Source organism: Burkholderia sp. E168m22 (assembly GCF_001319805.1).
GTDB classification, from domain to species: domain Bacteria; phylum Pseudomonadota; class Gammaproteobacteria; order Burkholderiales; family Burkholderiaceae; genus Burkholderia; species Burkholderia orbicola.
Genome location: NZ_BBSK01000107.1, coordinates 50,339 through 71,298, shown reverse-complemented (window position 1 = coordinate 71,298; position 20,960 = coordinate 50,339). Strand labels below are relative to the sequence as shown.

Here is a 20,960-nt window from a genome sequence, read left to right as displayed (position 1 = left end):
CGCCGCCTCAGTCGCGCGACCCCGGCTCGATCGACAGCGTGCGCAACTGGCCGCGCAACTGGTCGACTTCGCCCGGCGCGAACGGCCGCTCGATCTCGGCATGCGTCTGCTGCCACAGCGGGAAGGCTTCGGCCAGCAGCTCGTGCCCGGCTGGCGTGAGTTCCAGCAGGCGGCTGCGTCGGTCATCCGGGTCCTGCGTAATCGTGACGAGGCCGCGCCGTTCGAGCGGCTTGAGCGCCGCGGTGAGCGTGGTGCGGTCCATCGCGAGCAGCGACGCGACCGATTTCATCGGGGCCGGTTGCGGCCGGTTCAACGACATCAGCAGCGAAAACTGGCCGTTGGTGAGGTCGAGCGGGCGCAGCACATCGTCGAAGATGCGCGCCAGATTGCGCGCCGCGCGCTGCATGTGCAGGCACAGGCAGCAATCGCGCACCATCAGCGTCGTTTCGAAGGGAAGCTTTTCTTTTCGTGCCATGTTGCAATTGTGTTGATATCAACCTATCTTGTCAAGGTCGAGGCGCGGCAACCCGCCGTGCCCGTCATCGGAGGAGAAGGCATGAGTGCGCAACAACAGTTGTATCTCGCCGTATTTCTCGGGACCCGGGACAGCCCGGCGATGAAGGCATGGATGGCGCTGCCGGAGGACGAGCGGCGCACGCGCGAGCGCGATGGCATCGCCGCGTGGCATGCGTGGGTCGAGCGCCATCGCGACGCGATCGTCGAGCTGGGCGGGCCGCTTGGCAAGACCAAGCGCATCGACGCGAGCGGCATCCACGACACGACCAATGCGCTGAGCGGCTTCACCGTCGTGCGGGCGGCATCGCACGAGGCGGCCGCCGCGCTGTTCGAAGGTCATCCGCATTTCACGCTGTTCCCGGGCGTGTCGGTGGAGGTGATGCCGGTGCTGGCGATTCCCGGCGCATGAGCGACGCGCGCTGCGGGGCGCCGCGCGTCGCTTCGCGCGATGTGTCATGCCCGGCATGCGGCAGACATTTTTACGACGTTCTGGATGGAGACTGGCGATGAAGCTTTACGGATTTGCCGGCACCCGCTCGCAGCGGGCGCTGTGGGGGCTGAAGGAACTGGATGCGGATTTCGAATTCGTATCGGTCAACCTGCTCGAGGGCGAGCACAAGCGGCCCGATTTCCTGCGCCTGAATCCGGCCGGCAAGGTGCCGGTGCTGGTGGACGGCGACCTCGTGATTCCCGAATCGGCCGCGATCGTGCTGTATCTCGCGGACAAGTACCCGGAGAAGGCGCTGCTGCCCGTCGATCCGGCGCTGCGGGCGCAGCCTATCGATGGATCATGTTCGCGGTGACGGAGCTCGAGCAGCCGCTGTGGCGGATCACGCGGCATACGTTCCTCTATCCGCCGGAGAAGCGCTCGCCGGCCGATATCGAACTGGCCCGCGAGGATTTCATGACGATGGCCGCGATTCTCGACACGCATCTCGAAGGGCGCGAATTCATCGTCGGCGATTCGCTGACGGTGGCCGATTGCGTGACGGCCTACCTGATCGACTGGGCGAGCGAATGCCACTTGATCGAACCGTTCCCGCAATTGCGCGCGTATCTCGAACGGCTGTATGCACGGCCGAAGGCGCCGCAGCGGATCGCGGACGCGAGGAAGGCGGCGTGAAAGTGAAACGGGCGGCGGGTCATGTGCCGCATCGGCACGACCCGCCGCGTCCGCGTGCGATCACGACACCGTATCGGGTCCGCCGAGCGCACGACACAGCATCGCCAGATCGCGCAACGTGAGATGCGGTGTCGCCGCCTGCGGCGGAGCCGGTTCCCCGTCCGCCCGAGGCTCGCGCACGACCCACGCGGCCTGAAGCCCCGCATTCAGCGCGCCGACGATGTCGAGGTGGAAGTCGTCGCCCACATGCAGCAATTCGGCCGGCCGCACGCCGAGTGCGTCCGCCGCCGCATGGAAGATTTCGGGCTCCGGCTTGGCGAAGCCGAATGCACGCGCGCTGAGCGTCGTGCGGAAGAATTCGCCGCCGCCGGTCAGCCGGAGGTCGGCATTGCCGTTGGTGACCGCGATCAGCGGAAAGCGGGCGCTCAACCACGCCAGCGCCGGCAACGCGTCTTCGTAGAATTCGACGCGATTGCGCGCCGCGTAGAAGACGTCGTAGGCGGACTCGGTCAGCGAGACATCTTCGTTCGCGCGTTCCAGCGCAAGCCGGATCGAGCCGATTCGCATCGCGCGATAGTCGCTGGCGAGATCCGGGCGCAACCGTTCGTATTCCTCACGGAGCGCACTGAGTGCCTGTTGCGTCGGAAGCACGCTCGCGGTATTGGGCGCGTGCTCGATCAGCCATGTGCGCAGCGTCGCCTCGGCCCGGACGACGGACGGCCCGAACGGCCACAGGGTGTCGTCGAGGTCGAACGAGAGGGCGGAAACTTTGGCGAGACGCATGGCGGTTGAAAGCGGGAAGTCGTTTTACCAGGGCCACGGAACGGAGGTTCCGCTGCCGTTGTCGAGCGCGTGTCGATACAGGAAGCGCGCGACGGTCAGATCCTGCAGCGCGAGCCCCGTCATGTCGAAGACGGTGATCTCGTGCGCGGCGCGCTCGACCGATGTCGCACCCGCGAGGATGTCACCGATTTCCGTGCGCGGCAAATCCGGCGCCCACTGGCACTCGCCGATGCTGCGCGCCTGATCGTGATCGTCGACGACGATGCGCGCGCGTTCCAGCACGCCGGCCGGCAGTTCGCGCTTGCCGGCAGTATCGGCGCCTACGCAGGTCAGATGGGTGCCTGGCTGCACCGCATCCGCGTCGAACAAGGGGCCGCCGCCGGGCGTGGCCGTGATCACCACGTCGCTATCGGCGACCGCTTCGTTCCGGTCGCGCGCCACGCCGATCGTGCATCGTTCGACGAAGCGCGATTCGAATGCCGGGTCCGACTCGCCGCTCACGGTCACGTATTGCACCGTGCATCGCCGCGGCAGCAGCGCGAGTGCGTAGTCGAGCTGCACGCGCGCCTGCACGCCGGTGCCGAACACGCAGAGCCGCGTGCTGTCGCGCCGCGCGAGCTGTTGCAGCCCGAGGCCGCCGGCGGCGCCGGTCCGCGCGGTGGTGATCGCGTTGCCGTCCATGATGCACAGCGGGCGGCCCGTCGCCGGATCGAACAACGCGACGGTGGCCTGATGCGGCTCGCCGCCGACGGTTCGATTGGCCGGCCAGAATCCGGCCGCCTTGAAGCCGAGCAGGTCCTGGCCGGCGACGTCGCCCGACTTGATGCCGAACACGCCGCCGGTATGCAGCTTCTCGCGCACCACCGGGAATACGCGTCCGGCCCTTCGACTGTGCAGCACGAAGGCTTCGCGCACGGCCGCCATCACTTGCTCGGTCTGCAGGGCAGGCTCGACGGCATCGCGGTCGAGGAGAAGGAGGCGGGCGTCGGTCGGCATGGTCGGGGGCTGTTCGGTGCGGGACGAATCGAGAGTATTTAAAGTTTGTCCAGAATTGGACAAATAGTCAATGAATGGATGATCCGGCATGCACGCCGGACTTCACTTACCACCCGTAGAAGCGCGGCCACGTCTGCGCGGCGCCGTCGTCGCCCGCCTGGTAGTCGGGATGTTGCGCGCCGGTGGCGCACGCGTGATTCGGCAGGATGCGCAGCCGCGTGCCGATCGGGAACCGCTGCGCGATGCCCGTATCCGGCGTGCCCGCCCGCGACACGATCCCGTGCTCCTGGTTGGCGGCGCTCAGCAGGTAGTCGCCGAGCACGTCGCCGGCTTCGGTACAGACCTGCCCGTAGCCGAAATCGCGCGCCTGGCGTTGCGTGCCGCGGTCGCGGCTCATCGCCATCCAGCCCGCGTCGACGATCGCCCAGCCTTTCTCTTCCTGATGACCGATGACGGTGGTCAGCACCGACAGCGCGATGTCGGACAGTTCGCACACGCCGACGTTGTGCATCACGAGGTCGAACATCACGTACACGCCGGCGCGCACTTCGGTCACGCCGTCGAGCCGTTCCGCCGCGAGCGCGGTGGGCGTCGACCCGATGCTCACGACCGGGCACGGCAAGCCGGCGGTTCTCAGGCGCTCCGCGGCCCGCACGGTGCGGCTGCGCTCCTGTTCGGCGATCGCGGCCAGCGCCTCGGGCGCGTCGTATTCGTAGCTGGAGCCCGCGTGAGCGAGCACGCCGCCGAGCAGCATGCCGCCGTCGGTCAGCGCGCGGCCGACGTCGATCAGCAGGTCGGCGTCGGGCGGGATGCCCGAGCGGTGGCCGTCGACGTCGACCTCGATCCACACGTCGAAACGTTCGCCGTGCTCGCGCCCGAACGCGGCGATCGCGTGCGCGGCCGGCAGGCTGTCGGCGACGATCTTCAGGTCGCAGCCTTGGCGGCGCAGCGCAAGCGCCTGGCCGAGCTTGGCGGGCACCATGCCGACCGCGTAGACGATGTCGCGGATGCCGTGCGCGAAGAACTGCTCGGCTTCCTTGAGCGTCGACACCGTGATGCCCTGCGCGCCCGCCGCGATCTGCGCGTCGACGACGTGCCGGCATTTGGTGGTCTTCACATGCGGCCGGAACCGCACGCCGAGCGCGTCCAGATGCGTCTGCATGCGGGCGATGTTGCGCTGCATGCGGTCGATATCGATCAATGCGGCGGGGGTGTTGAGGGTGTGAAGGTCCACGATGCGTCCGAGGGCGGGGTTGTCGATGCGGACACTGTAGGGCGGTTGGCTCGCGTCGTGTTTAATGCGGGGCTAATCTGCCATTAAATCGAATTTAAGGCTCACGCCTTGCCGCGCCACGGCGGCGGATCGAGAAACTGCCGCGCGGCGTCGAGAAATACCCGCTGCCGCGCGGAGCGGCCGGTACGCGACGGCAACAGCGCCGTCACCGGCGCGGGCGGCAGGCTCCAGCCGGGCAGCAACCGCACGAGCTTGCCGTTCGCGAGCAGCGGCGCGACGTCCCACTCGGAGCGTTCGACGATGCCGAGCCCGGCCAGCGCCCATTCGGTGATGACGGTGCCGTCGTTGGAAGACAGCGCGCCCGTGACGCGGATGACGGTAGACCGCCGTGATTCGCCCTTGACGCCGCGGCCGGGCGAGAAGCGCCAGCGCGGGATGTCTTCGTCGTTCTCGCGCAGGCACAGGCAGTCGTAGCGGGTCAGGTCGGACGGATGATTCAGGTCCTTGAGGCGGCGCGCGTAGCCGGGGCTCGCACACAGGAAGCGCTCGTTGGGCGCGAGCGGATAGCCGATCCACGAAGACGACTTGAGGCTGCCGACATGCACGACCACGTCGGCCCCCGATGCGGTGGTCAATGGGCTCTCCGACAGGTGGAGCGAGATTTCGAGCTTCGGATGCGCGCGCTGCACGTCGCGCACGATCCGCGCGACGTACTTGCGGCCGAAACCGAGCGGGGCGACGACGCGCAGCGTGCCTTGCACGTCGCCGTGGTCGCCCGCGATGTTGATTGGCAGCGCCTCCACGCGCTCGAGGATGCCGACGGCTTCCTGGTACAGCCGCTGCCCTTCGTCGGTCAGCGCGATTCCTTTCGGCTGCCGTACGGCGAGCCTCGCGTTCAGCCGTGCCTCCATTCGTTGCAGGCGAATCGTGACCGCGGGCGGTGTGAGATCGAGCAGCCGGGCGGCAGCGGCCAGGGAGCGCGACGTGCCGATCGCGCGGACGAGTCGAAGGTCGTCGAGGTCGAGCATTTCTTGGCTCTTAATGCAGAGGGTGTCGAGCATTAAACCGCAGATTGCGCGGGGAAGCCATCGACGTGGCGTGGAGCGGCTGCGATGAGGATGACGGGAATGCACCCGCTTCCTTCGCCGGATACATCGACGATCGTGACGCCGGCTGTACGCCCGCCTACGCATCCAATCCGAAAATCAGCGACCGGTGTACGCCCACCCCCGCCGCGACGCCGGATGCCGAGGCGAACGTCGCATTCGTCATCAGGCTCGACGCGTCGCCGGCCGCGTACACGCCGGCGACGCTCGTCTGCTTCCATGTATCGACGCGAATCGCGGTGCCGAGCGGACCTTCGTCGAACGCGCAGCCGAGCTGCTGCGCGAGGTCGCTCGCCATGTCGGTGCGCGCGCCGATGAACAGTGCGTCGATCGGCACGGCTTGACCGTCGGCGAGCCGCAGCGCGTCGATACGCGGCGCATCGCCGAGAATCTCGACGACTGGCGAGCGCTCGATGCGTACGCCGCGTGCTGCGAGCAACGCGGCTTCCTCGTCGTTCGCTTCGACCACGCCCTGCGTGAACCACGTCGTCGGGCCCCAGTCCGGAATCAGGATCGCCTGATGGACCGACAGCGGATGCGTGGCGAGCACGCCGAGCCGCTGGCCGCTCACTTCATATCCATGGCAGTACGGACAATGCAGCACGCTGATGCCCCAGCGTTCCGCGAGCCCCGGCAGCGCGGGCAGTTCGTCGCGGATGCCGGTCGCGAGAATCAGCCGGTCGGCGCTCGCGCGGCTGCCGTCGGCCAGCGTCACGTGAAAGCGTCCGTGCGCGTCGCGCTCGGCCGTGCGCGCCTCGCCGTCGATGCGCTGCACGGTCGGATACGCGGCGAGTTGCGCGCTCGCTTCGGCGACGATCCGCGCGGGCGGCTTGCCGTCCTGCCCGAAGAAGCCGTGCGCGTGTTCGGCAAAACGGTTGCGCGGCCGGCCGGCATCGATCACGAGCACGCGGCGGCGTGCCCGCGCCAACTGCATCGCGGCCGACAGCCCCGCGAAGCTGCCGCCGATCACGATCACTTCATGATGGGTATCCATGCATCCACTCCTTTCTGAACCTGCGTGACGGACAGACGTGTTCCGCTGGCGGCCAACTCATGAAACACGAGCAGTTGCATGATAGGGCGGTGATATCATTCATGCAACTTCAGAAGTTTCGAGAGAGGGGAGCTCCGCCCGTGAGAACCGACAGCCGTTTGTCGCGCATGCTGCATGCGCTGATCCACATGGACCAGGCCGACGGCCCGCTGACGTCGGAGACGATCGCGACGATGCTGTGCACGAACCCGGTCGTCGTGCGGCGCCTGCTCGGCGGGTTACGCGATTGCGGTTACGTGCAATCGGAGAAGGGGCACGGCGGCGGCTGGGCGCTGAGCGTCGCGCTCGACGACATCACGCTGCTCGACGTCTATCGCGCGGTGGGCGAGCCGCCGCTGTTTTCCGACCTGGTGCCCGAGGACGAGCCCGAATGCCTGGTCGAACAGGCGGTCAACGCGCATCTGTCGGCGACGCTGAAGGAGGCCGAAGCGTCGCTCCTGGCACGCTTTGGCGAAGTCACGCTCGGCATGCTGTCGCGTGATTTCGAGGCGAAGGCGGCGCTGCGGGGGTACACGCGCTGACGTGGCGCAGCATCCCGATCGAGCGCGCCTGACATGCAATCTGGCACGATCCGGCGCGGCCGAAACCGCCGCGCCGCCATGTTCTGTCCCCCAACTTCTGCCCGGTTCGCCCGCCACAGGGCAAAATACGGGTTTTCCGCACCCGCGAGGGCGCGTTCGAATCACGCGCCGGGCGGCGCCAGTGCGCATGCCGCACGCCGCCGCCCGGCGCCCAGGCAAGAAACGCTCGCCGTGCTGCGAGCCCACAGGAGTCCAGACCCCATGCCCGAATCCAACCTGTCCTTCTTCGGCCGGCTGTCGCTGGCCGTCGGCACGTTCTTCTCCGTGCTCGGCAATCGCGAGTTCGCGGCCGACGTACTGCGCGTGCGCGATGGCGCGTCGGCACCCGTTGCACCCGTCCCGACCCCGGCACCCGCTGCCGCGCCCGTCGCACCCGCGCCGGTGAAGGCGCCGGCCCCCGAGCTGCGCGAAGCGAGCCCGCAGGCCGCCCTGCAACTGCTCGGCCTGCTGCAGCGCGATGCGCGCTTCATCGATTTCGTCGAGGAAGACATCGCCGGCTACGCGGACGCCGACATCGGCGCGGCCGCGCGCCTCGTGCACGACGGTTGCCGCGCCGCGCTGCGCGAACACTTCACGATCGTGCCGGTGCGCGATGAAGCCGAAGGCAGCCGCGTGACGCTGCCCGCCGGCTTCGACGCGACGGCCGTGCGCGTGACCGGCAACGTGGTCGGCTCCGCGCCGTTCACCGGCACCGTCAGCCATCGCGGCTGGCGCGTGTCCGACGTGCGCCTGCCGAAGCTGACGGGCAGCCACGACGCATCGGTGATCGCACCGGCGGAGGTGGAACTGTGAGCGATCCGCGCTATTCGATCGGTATCGATCTCGGGACGACCCATTGCGCGCTGTCGTACGTCGACAGCAGCACGAGCGACGGCGAAAAGATCGTGCAGCAGGTACTGCCGATCGCGCAACTGACCGCGCCCGGCGCGCTGGAATCGCGCGACCTGCTGCCGTCGTTCCTCTACCTGCCGCATGAAAGCGAACTGACCCAGGGCGACCTGACGCTGCCGTGGACGGCCTCGCGTGCGTTTGCGGTCGGTGAGATGGCGCGCACGCGCGGCGCCGGCACGCCGATTCGCCTCGTGTCGAGCGCGAAGAGCTGGCTGTGTCACCCGGGCGTCGACCGCCGCGCGGCGATCCTGCCGAGCGATGCGCCGCCGGAAGTGGCCCGCGTGTCGCCGCTGGAAAGCTCGATCCGTTATCTCACGCACCTGCGTGAAGCGTGGGACCACGCGCATCCCGACGCGCCGTTCGCCGACCAGGACGTGACGGTGACGATCCCCGCGTCGTTCGATCCGGCCGCGCGCGAGTTGACGGCCGAGGCCGCCCGCGCCGCAGGCTACACGCGGATGACGCTGCTTGAAGAGCCGCAGGCGGCGCTGTATAGCTGGATCCAGAAGAGCGAAGGCGGCTGGCGCAAGCAGGTGCAGGTCGGCGACCTGATCCTGTGCGTCGACGTCGGCGGCGGCACGACCGACCTGTCGCTGATCGCGGTGGTCGAGCGCGACGGCAATCTCGAACTGCATCGCGTGGCCGTCGGCGAGCACATCCTGCTCGGCGGCGACAACATGGACCTCGCGCTCGCGCACGTGGTCGCACGCAAGCTCGCGCAGCAGGGCACGCAGGCCGATCCGTGGCAACTGCGCGCGCTGACCTACGCGTGCCGCTCGGCGAAGGAAACGCTGCTGTCCGACCCGACCACCGATGCGGTGCCGCTCGTCGTGCCGAGCCGCGGCTCGAAGCTGATCGGCGGCTCGATCCGCACCGAGCTGACGCGCGCGGAACTCACGCAGACGATTCTCGAAGGCTTCTTCCCGCAGGTCGATGCGGCCGCGCGCCCGGTGAGCCGCGCGCGTGTCGGCCTGACGCAGCTCGGCCTGCCGTATGCGCAGGACGCCGGCATCACGCGCCATCTCGCGGCGTTCCTCGGTCGCCAGGTCGCGGCGCTCGACACGCTCGAAGGCGTGCAGCGCACGCTGCCGCAAGGCGCGACGTTCCTGCATCCGACCGCCGTGCTGTTCAACGGTGGCGTGTTCAAGTCGACGCTGCTCACGCAGCGCGTGCTCGATACGCTCAACAACTGGCTCGCCGCCGAAGGCGCGCCGCCCGCGCGCCTGCTCGAAGGCGCGGATCTCGATCTCGCGGTCGCGCGCGGCGCGGCGTACTACGGCTACGTGAAGCGCGGCCGTGGCGTGCGCATTCGCGGCGGCACGGCGCGTGCGTACTACGTCGCGATCGAATCGGCGATGCCCGCGGTGCCGGGGCTGGAGCCGCCGGTGCAGGCGCTGTGCGTCGCGCCGTTCGGGATGGAGGAAGGCTCGGACGCGGCGCTGCCGCCGCAGGAGTTCGGCCTCGTCGTCGGCGAACCGGTGCAGTTCCGCTTCTTCGGGTCGTCGGTGCGTCGTCAGGATCAGGTCGGCACGCTGCTCGACTACTGGTCGCCGGAAGAGCTGCAGGAGCTGGAGGAAATCCAGGCGACGCTGCCCGCCGAAGGGCGGACGGTCGGCGAAGTCGTGCCGGTGAAGCTGCATGCGCGCGTGACCGAAGCCGGCACGCTCGAACTCGAGGCGATCCCGAGCGGCACGAACGAGCGCTGGAAGGTCGAGTTCGACGTGCGCGGCGCCGCCTGAGCGCGATGAAGCGTTATACGGTCGGCATCGACCTCGGCACCAGTAATACGGTCGTCGCGTACGTCGAGGCCGGTTCCGACGCGATCCGCGTGTTCGACGTCGAGCAACTGGTCGGGCCCGGCGCGGTGGCCGCGCAGCCGCTGCTGCCGTCGGTGCGCTATCACCCGGCGGCGGGCGAGTTGCCGCCGGACGCGCTGCGGCTGCCGTGGGCGGCTGATCCGAAGGTAAACACGAAGGCGAACGCGGCCGATGCGCCGCCCGCCGTGATCGGCCGCTATGCGCGCACGCTCGGCGCGCAGGTACCGGGCCGGCTCGTGTCGAGCGCGAAGAGCTGGCTGTCGCACGCCGCGGTCGACCGGCTCGCGGCGATCCTGCCGTGGGGCGCGGCCGACGGCGTCGACAAGGTGTCGCCGGTCGACGCGAGCGCGAGCTATCTCGCGCATGTGCGTGACGCGTGGAACGCGCGTTTTCCCGATGCGCCGCTCGCGCAGCAGGACGTGATCCTGACGGTGCCCGCGTCGTTCGACGACGGCGCGCGCGCGTTGACCGTCGAGGCCGCGCGACGCGCGAAGCTGCCGGCGCTGCGGTTGCTGGAAGAGCCGCAAGCCGCGTTCTACGACTGGCTGTACGGCCAGCGCGACACGTTGCGCGAGACGTTCACCGTGGCGCGGCGCGTGCTGATCTGCGACGTCGGCGGCGGCACGACCGACCTCACGCTCGTCGACGTCGCGCCGGGCGACGACGGCGAACCGACCTTCACGCGCGTCGGCGTCGGCAATCACCTGATGCTCGGCGGCGACAACATGGACCTCGCGCTCGCGCGCCTGGTCGAGTCGCGGCTGACCGAGCCCGGTACGCGGCTGTCGGCCGCGAGCCTGTCGCAACTCGTCGAGCGCTGCCGCGCGGCGAAGGAGCGGCTGCTCGGCGACGACGCGCCCGCGTCCGTCACCGTCACGCTGCTCGGCGCGGGCAGCAAGCTCGTCGGCGGTGCGCGTTCGGCCGAGCTGACGCGACAGGAAGTCGAGCAGATCGTCGTCGACGGGTTCTTTCCGCAGGTCGAGGCCGGCGAATTGCCGCGCCGTGCGCGCGCGGCGATCGTCGAATTCGGCTTGCCGTATGCGAGCGACGCGGCCGTCACGCGCCACGTCGCCGCGTTCCTGAAGCGTCATGCGGAAGGCCCGCTGCCGGACACGCTGCTGCTCAACGGCGGCGTGTTCCGCGCGGGCGCGCTCGCCGGCCGTCTCGCGCAGACGCTCGGTACGTGGCGCGGCGCACCGCTCGACGTGCTGCACAACGCGCATCCGGACGTGGCCGTCGCGCGCGGCGCGGTGGCCTACGGGCTTGCGCGCGCCGGACATGCGCCGCGCATCGGCGGCGGCTCCGCGCGCAGCTATTTCCTCGTGCTCGACGATGGCGCCGAGGGTGCTGTCGCGCGCGGTGTTTGTCTGCTGCCGCGCGGCGCGGAAGAAGGCCGCGAGATCCATCTCGACGATCGCACGTTCGCGCTGCAGCTCGGGCAGCCGGTGCGCTTTCACCTCGTATCGACGGTGGCCGACACGAAGTACCAGCCCGGCGATCTCGTCGATCTCGACGGCGGCGATTTCGTGCGGCTGCCGCCGATCGCGACGGTCGTCGACGCGAAGGCGGGCGGCGACGCGCGCGAAACGCCGGTGAAGCTCACCGCGTCGCTGACCGAGGTCGGCACGCTCGAAATGCATTGCATCGCGACCGACGACGCGGCGCGCCGCTGGCGGCTCGAATTCCAGTTGCGCGGCGATGCGCCGGTGCAAGGTGACGATGTGGCGCTCGCGCGGCATCCGCGGCTCGACCAGGCGATCGAGCTGATCGAGCGCTCGTTCGGCAGCAAGGCCGCGGGCGTGACGCCGAAGGACACGCGCCGGTTGCGCGCGCAACTTGAACAGGTGCTCGGCGCGCGCGAAGACTGGGACGTCGCGCTTGCACGCGAACTGTTCGACGCATTGCTCGCGCGGGCGCGGCGGCGGCGCCGCTCGGCCGATCACGAGCGTGCGTGGCTGAATCTCGCCGGGTATTGCCTGCGTCCGGGTTTCGGTCATCCGCTCGACGCGTGGCGCATCGAGCAGCTGTGGCCGCTGTTCGACGACGGTATTCAGTACGTGACCGATGCACAGGTGTGGTCCGAGTGGTGGACGCTGTGGCGGCGCGTGGCCGGCGGCCTCGACGACGACGCGCAGACGCAGGTGCGCGACGCGATCGCGTTCCTCGAACCGTCCGACGACAAGCGGCGCAAGCTGCCGTTCGATCCGGCCAAGGTCGGTCCGGCCGACATGACGCGGTTGTCCGCGTCGCTCGAACGGCTGCCTGTCGCGCGCAAGGTCGAGCTCGCCGAGCGCTTGATCGCGCAATTGCAGAAGCCGGCCGACCGCGCGTTGTGTGCGTGGGCGCTCGGGCGGATTGGCGCAAGGCGGCCGTTCTATGGCAGCGCGCACAGCGTCGTGCCGGCGGAAATCGTCATCGGCTGGCTCGATGCGCTGTTCGCGCTCGACTGGAAGCAGGTCGAGCCGGCTGCATTCGCGGCTGCACAGATTGCGCGGATGACCGGCGACCGTTCGCGCGATCTGCCGGACGACACGCGCGAGGCCGTCATCAAGCGCCTGTCGGCCGCGAATGCATCGGTGGCGTGGATCGACATGGTTCGTGAAGCGATCGCGTTCGATGAAGCCGATACGGTGCGCGTGTTCGGCGAAACGCTGCCGGCCGGGTTGAAGCTGCTGGGCGATTGAGCGCAGCTTGGGATGCTTCGATCTCGTTCGCAGATCGAAGCATCCGGTCGACGTCGCACCAACCATGGCGCGACGTCGACGCCCGTTTCATTCAGGCGTGCGATACCGACACCGCATCGCGCCGTTTTTCCTCTGATTCGATTTCCACGCCGTCATGCGCCGCCGCCGAACGCCGCGCGAGATGAATCCCCGCGAGCATGCAGCGCACCGACCCGCCGGCCAGTTCGATCGTCGGCACGTCGAGCGGTAGCAGTCGCGCGGAGCGTTCGATCGTCACGCGCTGCTCGCCGGTCAGACAGTCGAACGCGCGCCGCGACAGCGCGAGCACGCGCCCATTCTTCCCCGACAATTCCAGCGTATTGCCCGCGAAATTCGCGATTTGCGATGCATCGAGCGCAATCACCGCGCGCCCCGTTTCGCTCAGGCGTTGCGCGATCTCGCCACGGCGGCGGCTGTCGGCGATCAGGTCGAGGCCGACCATCGCGAACTCGGTCGCGACGCTCATCATCACGTTCGTGTGATAGATCGGCCGCCCGTTCGCATCGGCCGTGTCGAAGCAGATCGGCTCGAAATTGAAGTGCGTGCAGAAGCGTTCGAGCGCGACCGGATCGGCTCGGCGCGAGCGCGCGGTGTACGCGATCCGTGCGACGTGATCGAACACCATCGCGCCGGTGCCTTCCAGGAACACGTCGTCGTATTCGAGGCCCGAGTAGTCGATCACGTCCTGCACGCGGTACTCGGCCTTCAGCATCTCGATCACGTCCGCACGCCGCTCGCGGCGGCGGTTCGAGCTGTGCATCGGATACAGCGCGACATGGCCGCCCGGATGCGTCGAGAACCAGTTGTTCGGGAACACGGAGTCGGGCGTGTCGCGCTCGCCGTGGTCGTCGAACACATGCACGCGCACGCCCGCATCGGCGAGCGTCTGCGCGGCGGCCGTGACTTCGTCGCGCGCGGCGGCCGATACCGACGACGTGTCGTGCGAATCGTCAGCGGCCGTGCGCTGGAACGCGTTGTCGGCCGCGGTCTGCGGGTTCGGCACGAAGCGGTGCGGCCGGATCATCACGACGGCGGACGGCGCCTGGATCGATACGAGATTCATGAAGGGCGGGAGCGAAGGGCAGGAAAACGGGCGGCGTACGGGCCGCCCGTGCATGACGGTCAGCGCGCGAACGCGGCGACGGCTTCGGTCACGAACGCCGCGTGGCCGTGCGCGATCGCGGCCGGGTCGTCGATCAGCGCGAACAGGTTCTTCGGATCGACGGCAGGCGGAATCAATGCGATCTCGACGCCCGCGTTGTGCTGCTGCGCGAGCGCGTACAGGTAGCGCAGCGCCGAGTAATCCTCGAGCGCGAAGCCGACCGAGTCGAACACCGTGACTTCATCCGCGCGTTGGCGGCCGGTCGTCTCGCGCTGCAGCACGCGCCACAGCTCGGTGACGGGGAAATCGGCCGGCATCTGCTGGATCTCGCCCTCGATGCGCGACTGCGGCTCGAATTCGACGAACACGCGGCCCGCGCGCAGCACGCCCGCTTCGAGTTCGGTCTTGCCCGGACAGTCGCCGCCGACCGCGTTCAGGTGCATGCCGGGCTCGATCATGTCGGCCGTGACGATCGTGGCAAACGCCTTGTCGGCGGTGACGGTCGTCACGATGTCGGCGCCGCGCACCGCGTCGGCGGTCGAAGCGGCGCGCACGATGCGCAAGCCGGGGTACGCGGCAAGGTTCCGCACGAGCTTGTCGGTCGCGTGCGAATCGACGTCGAACACGCGAATTTCGTCGATGCCGAGCAGCGTGTGGAATGCGATCGCCTGGAATTCACTTTGCGCGCCGTTGCCGATCAGCGCCATCGAGCGCGCATCGGGCCGCGCGAGCACCTGCGCGGCGAGGACCGACGTGGCGGCCGTGCGCAGCGCGGTGGTCAGCGTGAGTTCGGCGAGCAGCAGCGGGTAGCCGGTATCGACCTCGGCGAGCGCGCCGAACGCCATCACCGTGTGCATGCCGCGCGCCGCATTGACGGGGTGGCCGTTCACGTACTTGAACGCGAACAACGACGCGTTCGCCACAGGCATCAGCTCGATCACGCCGTCGCGCGAGTGGCACGCGACGCGCGGCGACTTGTCGAAATCGGCCCAGTGCAGGTAGTCGGCGCGCAGCGTGTCGACCAGTTCGCGCAGGAACGTCGTGACGCCGGTTTGGGCGATCAGGCGGGCGGTGGCGGGAACGTCGAGGAAGCGAGTCATCGGTCTGTCTCCATATTCGGTGCCGGTACGGGGGGCCGGCGTTCTGGTCGACCGGCCGGGGCTTCGGCGCGAATCCGGGCTTCCTGGAAAGGCAGCGGCGCGGCGGGTCGGCCGGTCGATGGAGTCATTATTTCCGCGAGTCGAGCCAACAAAAAGACGGCAAAAGTGGCAGATTTATCGATAGACTTGGCAAATTGCCAGCCCATTCCGGCAGTTTGATCAATTCAAGCTGGCCGGCATGCGCCGCCTCCGGCACGCTGGCGGCCGGTTCACGCTCAACAGGAAAGCCGTTCATGATCACGCTCGACGACGTCGACCGTCAGCTCATCGCGCTGCTGCGCGACAACGCGCGACTGCCTGTCGTCGCGTTGGCGAAAGAATTGCGCGTGGCGCGCGCGACCGTGCAAAACCGGCTCACGCGGCTCGAGAAGAACGGCGTGATCGTCGGCTATACGGTGCGGCTCAAGCCGGCCGCCGAACGGCACCGGATTCGCGCGCTGATGTCGATCGCGGTGCAGGGCAATCGCGGCGCGGAGGTGGTGAAGGTGCTGCGCGGGCATCCGAACGTCGCGTCGATCCACAGCACGAACGGGCGCTGGGATCTCGTCGCCGAACTGCATGCCGATTCGCTCGAGCACTTCGATCGTGTGCTCGGCGCGATCCGCTTGATCGACGGGATCGCCAATACCGAGACGAGCATCCTGTTGTCGACGCACAAGGCGTGACGCGGGCAGGGCCGCGCCACGTTCCTGCACGCGGTCAGGCGCCGGCCGCCGATTCCGGAAACACCGGCTCGCCGAGCGTCAGCATCAACCGGTTCGCCCACGCGAAAATCGCGATCGCGTGCGACAGGTCGAGAATCTCCTCATGCGTGAGCCCTTCGGCTTCGAGCGCGGCGATGTCGCTTTCGTTGATCGCGTCGGGCCGTTCGGTCAACGCGATCGCATAGCGGACGATCGCGCGTTCGCGCGCCGTCGTGCCGGCCGTCGCCGGATCGTCGAACACCTGCTCGATCGCATCGGTGCGTTTCGCGAGTTGCGCGAAGCGCTGCGCATGCACCGATGCGCAGTACACGCAGCCGTTCACGCGCGACACCGCCGTGCTCGCGAGTTCGCGCTCCGCGCGCGACAGCCCGCCGGGGCCGTACATGATCGCGTTGAACACGCCCGAGCGCTGCCGCAGGATCTCGGGAAGATGGACGAGCAGCAGGTAATAGTCGGACGTTTTCGCTTGCGGATGGCTCGCTTCGAGCACCGCGAGTTGTTCGGGCGTCGCGGCGTCGAGCGAGACCGTGTCGAGCCACGCGCGCCAGCCGAGCGTGTCGGATGTGAAGCCGTGAGTGGCCGTCGTCATGCGGCCTCCTTTGCGGCACGTGCCTGAAGTGCCCGCGCGGCGGCGGCGACACGCAACTGATACGCGACGAACGCGACGAGCTGCGACAGCGCGACGATCGCGGGGGTCGTGAGTCCGGCCGATTTCAGCGCGTCGAGATCGGATGCGCGCGCGTCGACCGGGGCGTGCGTCAGGCGCTTCGCGTGCAACAGGATCGCGCCGAGGCGGCGCGGCAGTGCGTCGAGCGCGTCGGCATCGGCTCGTTCGATGTCGGCAAGCGTGCCGCCTGCGTCGAGCAATCGGGCGCGATAGATGTCGGCCAGCGCGTGTGCATTCGACTGCTGCGCGACATACCGTGCCGCATGCAGCCGCTCGATCAGTGAAAGATCGGGCAGCGCGGGATCGAACAGCGCGGCTTCGCTCAGTCGCGTCGGAAGCAGCACCTTGTCGCGGGCGCGGCGCAGCGCGGCGACGGCGTCGCCTTCCCGCAGGCCGGCTGCCGCGTCGATCATATCCGGCGCGGCGGCCGGCGTGATGGAGTCAGTCATCGGTTCGGTGTTCCTTCATCGTCAAAGTGATCGAGGGCATCGGCGTCGCGCCATTCGTCGCCTTGCAGTTCGGCATTCGCGTAGGCGACGAGCGCGTCGTAGTGGCGGTCGCGATCGGCATCGAACAGTCGGCTCGCAATGCCGCGCGCGAGCCGCTGCGCGCCCGCGCTGATCGCCGGGATATCGCCGGACAGCTTGCCGTGGCTCAGGCTCGCCGCGTGGTTGAAGCAGTGGATGCGCGTGACGGCCGGGCACGCGCCGCGCTCGCGTTCCTGAAACGCGAACGCGGGGCCGAGATCGGGCGACTCGGCGAGCTCGTCGAGCCACAGCGCCGGTTCCGGCCGATAGCGATCCTTCCAGCGCCGCACGTGCGCGCCGAACGACGCGAATTCGTCGCGCGTCGTCCAGTCCGAATGAAAGCCCGTCGCGAAGATCAGGAAATCGACGGTGTAGCGGCCGCGCGGCGTCGTCACGTCGAGGCCGTCCGCATGGTCGGCGAGCGTCTCGATCGGGCTGCCCGCATGGAAATGCGCATGGTCGTGGCGCGAGACGCGCAGCACGCTGTCGCGCGGCGGCGGCGTCTGCGACGTGAGCGCGTAGTGCATGAAACGCCACTTCGTCGCGTCGTCGAGATCGGCGTAGCCGTGCACGAGGCCCGGGCTGCCGATGCCGGTCAGCTTGTTGATGCGCGGAATGTCCGCGCGACGGAAGAACAGGTCGACGCGCGCGGCGCCCGCTTCGAGCGCGGTGCCCGCGTTGTCGAACGCGGATGCGCCCGCGCCGACCACGCCGACACGCTTGCCCGCGAGCGCCGCGAAATCGATGGGCTCGGACGAATGGGCCCAGCGCGAGCGCGGCGCGCGCTGCGCGACGGGCGGCACGTACGGGCCGCCGAGACCGTCGCGGCCGGTCGCGAGCACGACGTGCCGCGCGAGCAGCGTCTGCGCTTCGCCGTTGCCGCGCACGTCGAGCGCGAGCAGCCCGTCGTCGCGCGGGCGCAGCGCGACGAGCGTCGTGTCGTTGCGCACCTGCAGGTCGAGCACGCGCCGATACCAGCGCAGGTAGTCCATCCATTGCGGGCGCGGGATCTTGTACAGCGCGTCCCACGCGTCGCGGCCGTATTGCGCTTCGAACCACGCGCGGAACGTCAGCGCGGGCAGCCCGAGCGCGGGGCCGGCAAGCTGCTTCGGCGAACGCAGCGTCTCCATCCGCGCGAACGTGACCCACGGGCCTTCGTAGCCGGCCGGCGCGCGGTCGATCACGCACTGGTTGTCGATGCCGAGCAGGCGCAGTTCGGCGGACGCCGCGAGCCCGGCCATGCCACCGCCGACGATCGCCACGTCGAGCACGCGCACGCCGTCCGCTTCGCGCGGCGGCACCCACGACGGCGCGGGCAGGTCGAGCCAGCGCAGGTCCTGCGCGAGCCGGGCTTCGAGTGCGTCGAGTTGGGCCGTCATGCGGCCTCCGGGCGCGCGCGGCGGGTGCGTGTCGGGCGAGGCGGGCGCGCGGTGCGGTCGGTGCGCAGCCGGTCGCCGCGCAGCAGCGCGTCGTGCGCGGCGGCGTCGTGAAAGATCACGTCGTCGAGCAGCGTGCGCGTCGTGCGATGCAGCGCGTCGAGCAGCGCATCGACGGCCTCCGTGCGCGCCTTGCCGGCCGGCGTCGCGACGCCGAACGCGAACGGAATGTCGACGTCGAGCGCGCGCGCGACGACACCCTCCACCGGCAGCGCGACGCCGGTGGCCGGATCGACGATGCCGATCCCGATGCCCGCGCGCGCGGCCATCACCGCATTCAGTGACGCATTGGTTTCGATGAACACGCGCGCGTCGACCCGTGCGGCCGCGAATGCGGCATCGATCCGCTGGCGCAGCCGGTGCCGGTTCGCGACCGTCACGATGCGGCGTCGCGCGAGGTCGCGCAGCGCGATACGCGGCTGCGCCGCGAGCGGATCGTCGGCCGGCAATACGGCGACGCAGGGCGTCTGCGCGATCCAGTGCACGTCGAGCCCGGCATGCGCCATCGGCAGCGTGACGACGCCGACATCGGCCGTGCCGGCCAGCACCTCGTGCACGACATGCTCGGCCGATTCGCTGCGCAACTGGTAGTGCGGCGCGTGCGCGTCGTCCGGCAGCGCGGCGAGCGCGGCCGGCACGAGCGTGGCCGCGAGCGACGGCGTGGCCGCGATGCGCACGGGTTCGGCGGTTTCATCGCCGAGCGCGCGGGCCCGCGCCTCGATCGCGCGCAGGCCGACCAGCGAGCGCTCGACTTCCTCGTACAGCAGGAACGCGCGGCGCGTCGGCGTGACGCGCGGGCCGTGCCGGTCGAACAGCGCGTAGCCGAGATCGGCTTCGAGTTCCTGGATCTGCCGCGTGACGGCCGGCTGCGAGCGGCCGAGCAGTTCGCCCGCGCCGGTCACGCTGCCGGCCGACATGACCGCGGAAAAGGCTTCGAGTTGATGCAGCTCCATGACGCGTTCCGATGATGCAATTTGCGCATTGTAGGAGCGTGAGCATGCACGATTCATATAATGATTTTTGCTATCGACAGCGGGAAAACTGCGAAGGGCGCGACCGACGCGGCGGCCGGCCCTGCGCGCATGCGCGCCGGTTGTGCGGGGTGACGAGAACGAAACGCCAATCGAATCAACGCGATGCGATGCATGCCCGCATGTCGGTGGATGCAGCGGGCATTCACGTCGATCGCGAACGTCATCCGCTTCGCGCCGCCTGCGATATCGATATGCACAAAACTTCGTTGGAACGCTATGACCCGGATGGTTACATGCCCTCACTCTTTTCGATTGACTGAAGCTGGGGGACGCATGAACGTTTCGGGGAACGACGCACGCGGCGCATGGCGGCGCGTGCTGGGCACGGTGGCGGCGCTCGCTGCCGCATGGGGTTTGTCGACGGGCGGCGCGCTAGCGGCCGGCGTGTCGGGCGAGCCGGTGGTGATCGGTGTGAGCGGGCCGCTCACGGGCCAGGACGCGCAGTACGGCGAGCAGTGGAAGCGCGGCTTCGATCTCGCGCTCGACGAGATCAACGGCAGCGGCGGCATTCACGGCCGGCCGCTCGCGATCGACTTCCAGGACAGCCGCAGCGATCCGCGCCAGGCGGTGGCGATCGCGCAGAAGTTCGTCGCCGATCCGCGCATCGCGATCGAGCTCGGCGATTTCTCGAGCGCGACGTCGATGGCCGCGTCGCCGATCTATCAGCGCGGGCAACTGATCCAGTTCGGCTTCACGAATTCGCATCCGGATTTCACGAAGGGCGGCGACTATCTGTGGAGCACGGCGCTGAGCCAGGCCGAGGAACAGCCGCTGCTCGCGCGCTACGCGGTGAAGGAACTCGGCTTCAAGCGGATCGCGGTGCTGTACCTGAATACCGACTGGGGGCGCACCAGCAAGGACATCTTCGCGAAGGCGGTGACGGGGCTCGGCGCGCAGGTCGTCGCGGCCGAAGGCTACCAGCCGGCGGAGAAGGATTTCCGTTCGACGCTCGTGCGCATCGGTGAATCGAAGCCCGATTCGATCGTGCTGATCTCCTATTACGCCGACGGCGCGCAGATCGTGCGCCAGGCGCGCACGTCGGGCGTTGCACTGCCGATCGCGGCGGTGGGCTCCGTGTATTCGCCGAAGTTCCTCGAACTGGGCGGCACGGCCGTCGAAGGCGTCTATACGGAGTCGAACTTCTTCCCGGCCGAACCGCGCCCCGAGGTGCAGGCGTTCGTGCAGCGCTATCGCGCGAAATTCCACGCCGATCCCGATTCGTTCGTCGCGCGTGCTTACGATGCGCTGATCCTGTCGGCCGAGGTGCTGCGCCGCTACGGCACGACGCGCCAGGCCGCGCACGACGGCTTCGCGAAAGTGAGCGACGTGCCGAGCGTGATCTTCGGCAAGGTGCGTTTCGATCCGCAGACGCGCCGCGTCGCCGGCGCGCGCACGGTCTATCTGGTCGTGAAGCAGGGGCAGTGGGCGCTGTGGGACGGCGCGAAGCCGCAGCTCGCGGCGCGCTGAACCCGACATGAACCGCCTGCACCTGACGGACGCATCGTG

21 protein-coding genes and 1 pseudogene are annotated in these 20,960 nt (G+C 69.0%); 9 read left to right on the top strand and 13 right to left on the bottom strand.

Annotation, left to right across the window (positions count from 1 at the left end; all coding sequences use genetic code 11):
* Positions 1-7: 7 nt before the first annotated feature.
* Positions 8-475, bottom strand: a complete 468-nt coding sequence (locus AP428_RS24310; RefSeq protein WP_011694602.1) for a MarR family winged helix-turn-helix transcriptional regulator — start codon at positions 473-475, stop codon at positions 8-10.
* An 81-nt stretch (positions 476-556) separates the two neighbouring features.
* On the opposite strand from AP428_RS24310, the gene AP428_RS24305 reads away from it, so the two are divergent.
* The gene (locus tag AP428_RS24305; RefSeq protein WP_011694603.1) at positions 557-925 is read left to right on the top strand and encodes a hypothetical protein; all 369 of its coding nucleotides are present in this window, start codon (positions 557-559) and stop codon (positions 923-925) included.
* A gap of 97 nt (positions 926-1,022) precedes the next feature.
* Positions 1,023-1,639: pseudogene (locus AP428_RS24300) on the top strand (glutathione S-transferase family protein).
* 60 nt (positions 1,640-1,699) lie between these two features.
* Here AP428_RS24300 and AP428_RS24295 read toward each other — a convergent pair.
* The 5 genes from AP428_RS24295 to AP428_RS24275 form a co-directional block, all read right to left on the bottom strand.
* The gene (locus AP428_RS24295; protein ID WP_011694605.1) at positions 1,700-2,422 is read right to left on the bottom strand and encodes an HAD family hydrolase; all 723 of its coding nucleotides are present in this window, start codon (positions 2,420-2,422) and stop codon (positions 1,700-1,702) included.
* A gap of 24 nt (positions 2,423-2,446) precedes the next feature.
* A complete protein-coding gene (locus tag AP428_RS24290) occupies positions 2,447-3,418 on the bottom strand; it encodes an ornithine cyclodeaminase family protein (protein WP_011694606.1) in 972 nt (323 codons plus the stop codon).
* 106 nt (positions 3,419-3,524) lie between these two features.
* Positions 3,525-4,652 (bottom strand): DSD1 family PLP-dependent enzyme, encoded by a 1,128-nt coding sequence (locus AP428_RS24285; RefSeq protein WP_011694607.1) that lies wholly within the window; start codon positions 4,650-4,652, stop codon positions 3,525-3,527.
* Positions 4,653-4,753: 101 nt separating this feature from the next.
* Positions 4,754-5,713, bottom strand: a complete 960-nt coding sequence (locus AP428_RS24280) for a LysR substrate-binding domain-containing protein (RefSeq protein ID WP_011694608.1) — start codon at positions 5,711-5,713, stop codon at positions 4,754-4,756.
* Positions 5,714-5,837: 124 nt separating this feature from the next.
* Positions 5,838-6,752: an NAD(P)/FAD-dependent oxidoreductase gene (locus AP428_RS24275; protein WP_011694609.1), complete on the bottom strand. Its 915-nt coding sequence runs from the start codon at positions 6,750-6,752 to the stop codon at positions 5,838-5,840.
* Between the two features lie 140 nt (positions 6,753-6,892).
* Between AP428_RS24275 and AP428_RS24270 the strand changes: the two genes are divergently transcribed.
* The 4 genes from AP428_RS24270 to AP428_RS24255 all read left to right on the top strand — a co-directional run bounded on the left by AP428_RS24270 (position 6,893) and on the right by AP428_RS24255 (position 12,785).
* Positions 6,893-7,333, top strand: coding sequence for an Rrf2 family transcriptional regulator (locus AP428_RS24270; protein WP_006479723.1), 441 nt, complete (start codon positions 6,893-6,895; stop codon positions 7,331-7,333).
* Positions 7,334-7,594: 261 nt separating this feature from the next.
* Positions 7,595-8,185 carry a DUF2760 domain-containing protein gene (locus tag AP428_RS24265; RefSeq protein WP_011694611.1) on the top strand — a complete coding sequence of 197 codons (591 nt, stop codon included), beginning with the start codon at positions 7,595-7,597 and terminating at the stop codon, positions 8,183-8,185.
* Entirely contained in the window at positions 8,182-10,023 is a 1,842-nt protein-coding gene (locus AP428_RS24260; RefSeq protein ID WP_011694612.1) for an Hsp70 family protein, read from the top strand. Before AP428_RS24265 ends, AP428_RS24260 begins: the two co-directional genes overlap by 4 nt.
* A gap of 5 nt (positions 10,024-10,028) precedes the next feature.
* Positions 10,029-12,785, top strand: a complete 2,757-nt coding sequence (locus AP428_RS24255; protein ID WP_011694613.1) for an Hsp70 family protein — start codon at positions 10,029-10,031, stop codon at positions 12,783-12,785.
* A gap of 91 nt (positions 12,786-12,876) precedes the next feature.
* On the opposite strand, the gene ctlX is transcribed toward AP428_RS24255, so the two are convergent.
* The 3 genes from ctlX to AP428_RS36845 form a co-directional block, all read right to left on the bottom strand.
* Positions 12,877-13,887, bottom strand: coding sequence for a citrulline utilization hydrolase CtlX (ctlX, locus tag AP428_RS24250; protein WP_041489635.1), 1,011 nt, complete (start codon positions 13,885-13,887; stop codon positions 12,877-12,879).
* Positions 13,888-13,946: 59 nt separating this feature from the next.
* On the bottom strand, positions 13,947-15,026 hold the full coding sequence (locus AP428_RS24245) for an ornithine cyclodeaminase (protein ID WP_011694615.1): 1,080 nt from the start codon (positions 15,024-15,026) through the stop codon (positions 13,947-13,949).
* Between the two features lie 127 nt (positions 15,027-15,153).
* The gene (locus AP428_RS36845) at positions 15,154-15,321 is read right to left on the bottom strand and encodes a hypothetical protein (protein WP_154234412.1); all 168 of its coding nucleotides are present in this window, start codon (positions 15,319-15,321) and stop codon (positions 15,154-15,156) included.
* On the opposite strand from AP428_RS36845, the gene AP428_RS24240 reads away from it, so the two are divergent.
* Complete coding sequence (locus tag AP428_RS24240; protein WP_006479718.1) at positions 15,320-15,751, top strand: Lrp/AsnC family transcriptional regulator; 432 nt, start codon at positions 15,320-15,322, stop codon at positions 15,749-15,751. The two genes, AP428_RS36845 and AP428_RS24240, sit on opposite strands and share 2 nt — an antisense overlap.
* 34 nt (positions 15,752-15,785) lie before the next feature.
* On the opposite strand, the gene AP428_RS24235 is transcribed toward AP428_RS24240, so the two are convergent.
* From AP428_RS24235 to AP428_RS24220, 4 genes are read right to left on the bottom strand one after another with little or no spacing between them, the layout of a single operon-like run.
* Positions 15,786-16,379, bottom strand: coding sequence for a peroxidase-related enzyme (locus tag AP428_RS24235; RefSeq protein ID WP_011694616.1), 594 nt, complete (start codon positions 16,377-16,379; stop codon positions 15,786-15,788).
* Entirely contained in the window at positions 16,376-16,906 is a 531-nt protein-coding gene (locus tag AP428_RS24230; RefSeq protein WP_011694617.1) for a CMD domain-containing protein, read from the bottom strand. The genes AP428_RS24235 and AP428_RS24230 overlap by 4 nt, the downstream gene beginning before the upstream one ends.
* Positions 16,903-18,363, bottom strand: coding sequence for an NAD(P)-binding domain-containing protein (locus AP428_RS24225; RefSeq protein ID WP_011694618.1), 1,461 nt, complete (start codon positions 18,361-18,363; stop codon positions 16,903-16,905). The genes AP428_RS24230 and AP428_RS24225 overlap by 4 nt, the downstream gene beginning before the upstream one ends.
* The gene (locus AP428_RS24220; protein ID WP_041489636.1) at positions 18,360-19,373 is read right to left on the bottom strand and encodes a LysR family transcriptional regulator; all 1,014 of its coding nucleotides are present in this window, start codon (positions 19,371-19,373) and stop codon (positions 18,360-18,362) included. The genes AP428_RS24225 and AP428_RS24220 overlap by 4 nt, the downstream gene beginning before the upstream one ends.
* Before the next feature lie 44 nt (positions 19,374-19,417).
* On the opposite strand from AP428_RS24220, the gene AP428_RS35775 reads away from it, so the two are divergent.
* Together AP428_RS35775 and AP428_RS24215 are read left to right on the top strand one after the other, a co-directional pair.
* On the top strand, positions 19,418-19,714 hold the full coding sequence (locus AP428_RS35775) for a hypothetical protein (protein WP_175804006.1): 297 nt from the start codon (positions 19,418-19,420) through the stop codon (positions 19,712-19,714).
* Positions 19,715-19,727: 13 nt separating this feature from the next.
* Positions 19,728-20,921, top strand: coding sequence for an ABC transporter substrate-binding protein (locus AP428_RS24215; protein WP_011694620.1), 1,194 nt, complete (start codon positions 19,728-19,730; stop codon positions 20,919-20,921).
* Positions 20,922-20,960: the final 39 nt, after the last annotated feature.

Bases quoted from the DNA above. Each gene is read 5' to 3' on its own strand.
- AP428_RS24235 (WP_011694616.1), bottom strand. From the start codon at position 16,379: ATGACGACGGCCACTCACGGCTTCACATCCGACACGCTCGGCTGGCGC.
- AP428_RS24295 (WP_011694605.1), bottom strand. From the start codon at position 2,422: ATGCGTCTCGCCAAAGTTTCCGCCCTCTCGTTCGACCTCGACGACACC.
- AP428_RS24230 (WP_011694617.1), bottom strand. From the start codon at position 16,906: ATGACTGACTCCATCACGCCGGCCGCCGCGCCGGATATGATCGACGCG.
- AP428_RS24290 (WP_011694606.1), bottom strand. From the start codon at position 3,418: ATGCCGACCGACGCCCGCCTCCTTCTCCTCGACCGCGATGCCGTCGAG.
- AP428_RS24280 (WP_011694608.1), bottom strand. From the start codon at position 5,713: ATGCTCGACACCCTCTGCATTAAGAGCCAAGAAATGCTCGACCTCGAC.
- AP428_RS24220 (WP_041489636.1), bottom strand. From the start codon at position 19,373: ATGGAGCTGCATCAACTCGAAGCCTTTTCCGCGGTCATGTCGGCCGGC.
- AP428_RS24255 (WP_011694613.1), top strand. From the start codon at position 10,029: ATGAAGCGTTATACGGTCGGCATCGACCTCGGCACCAGTAATACGGTC.
- AP428_RS36845 (WP_154234412.1), bottom strand. From the start codon at position 15,321: ATGAACGGCTTTCCTGTTGAGCGTGAACCGGCCGCCAGCGTGCCGGAG.
- AP428_RS24275 (WP_011694609.1), bottom strand. From the start codon at position 6,752: ATGGATACCCATCATGAAGTGATCGTGATCGGCGGCAGCTTCGCGGGG.
- ctlX (WP_041489635.1), bottom strand. From the start codon at position 13,887: ATGAATCTCGTATCGATCCAGGCGCCGTCCGCCGTCGTGATGATCCGG.
- AP428_RS24305 (WP_011694603.1), top strand. From the start codon at position 557: ATGAGTGCGCAACAACAGTTGTATCTCGCCGTATTTCTCGGGACCCGG.
- AP428_RS24310 (WP_011694602.1), bottom strand. From the start codon at position 475: ATGGCACGAAAAGAAAAGCTTCCCTTCGAAACGACGCTGATGGTGCGC.
- AP428_RS24245 (WP_011694615.1), bottom strand. From the start codon at position 15,026: ATGACTCGCTTCCTCGACGTTCCCGCCACCGCCCGCCTGATCGCCCAA.
- AP428_RS24215 (WP_011694620.1), top strand. From the start codon at position 19,728: ATGAACGTTTCGGGGAACGACGCACGCGGCGCATGGCGGCGCGTGCTG.
- AP428_RS24225 (WP_011694618.1), bottom strand. From the start codon at position 18,363: ATGACGGCCCAACTCGACGCACTCGAAGCCCGGCTCGCGCAGGACCTG.
- AP428_RS35775 (WP_175804006.1), top strand. From the start codon at position 19,418: ATGCACGATTCATATAATGATTTTTGCTATCGACAGCGGGAAAACTGC.
- AP428_RS24265 (WP_011694611.1), top strand. From the start codon at position 7,595: ATGCCCGAATCCAACCTGTCCTTCTTCGGCCGGCTGTCGCTGGCCGTC.
- AP428_RS24240 (WP_006479718.1), top strand. From the start codon at position 15,320: ATGATCACGCTCGACGACGTCGACCGTCAGCTCATCGCGCTGCTGCGC.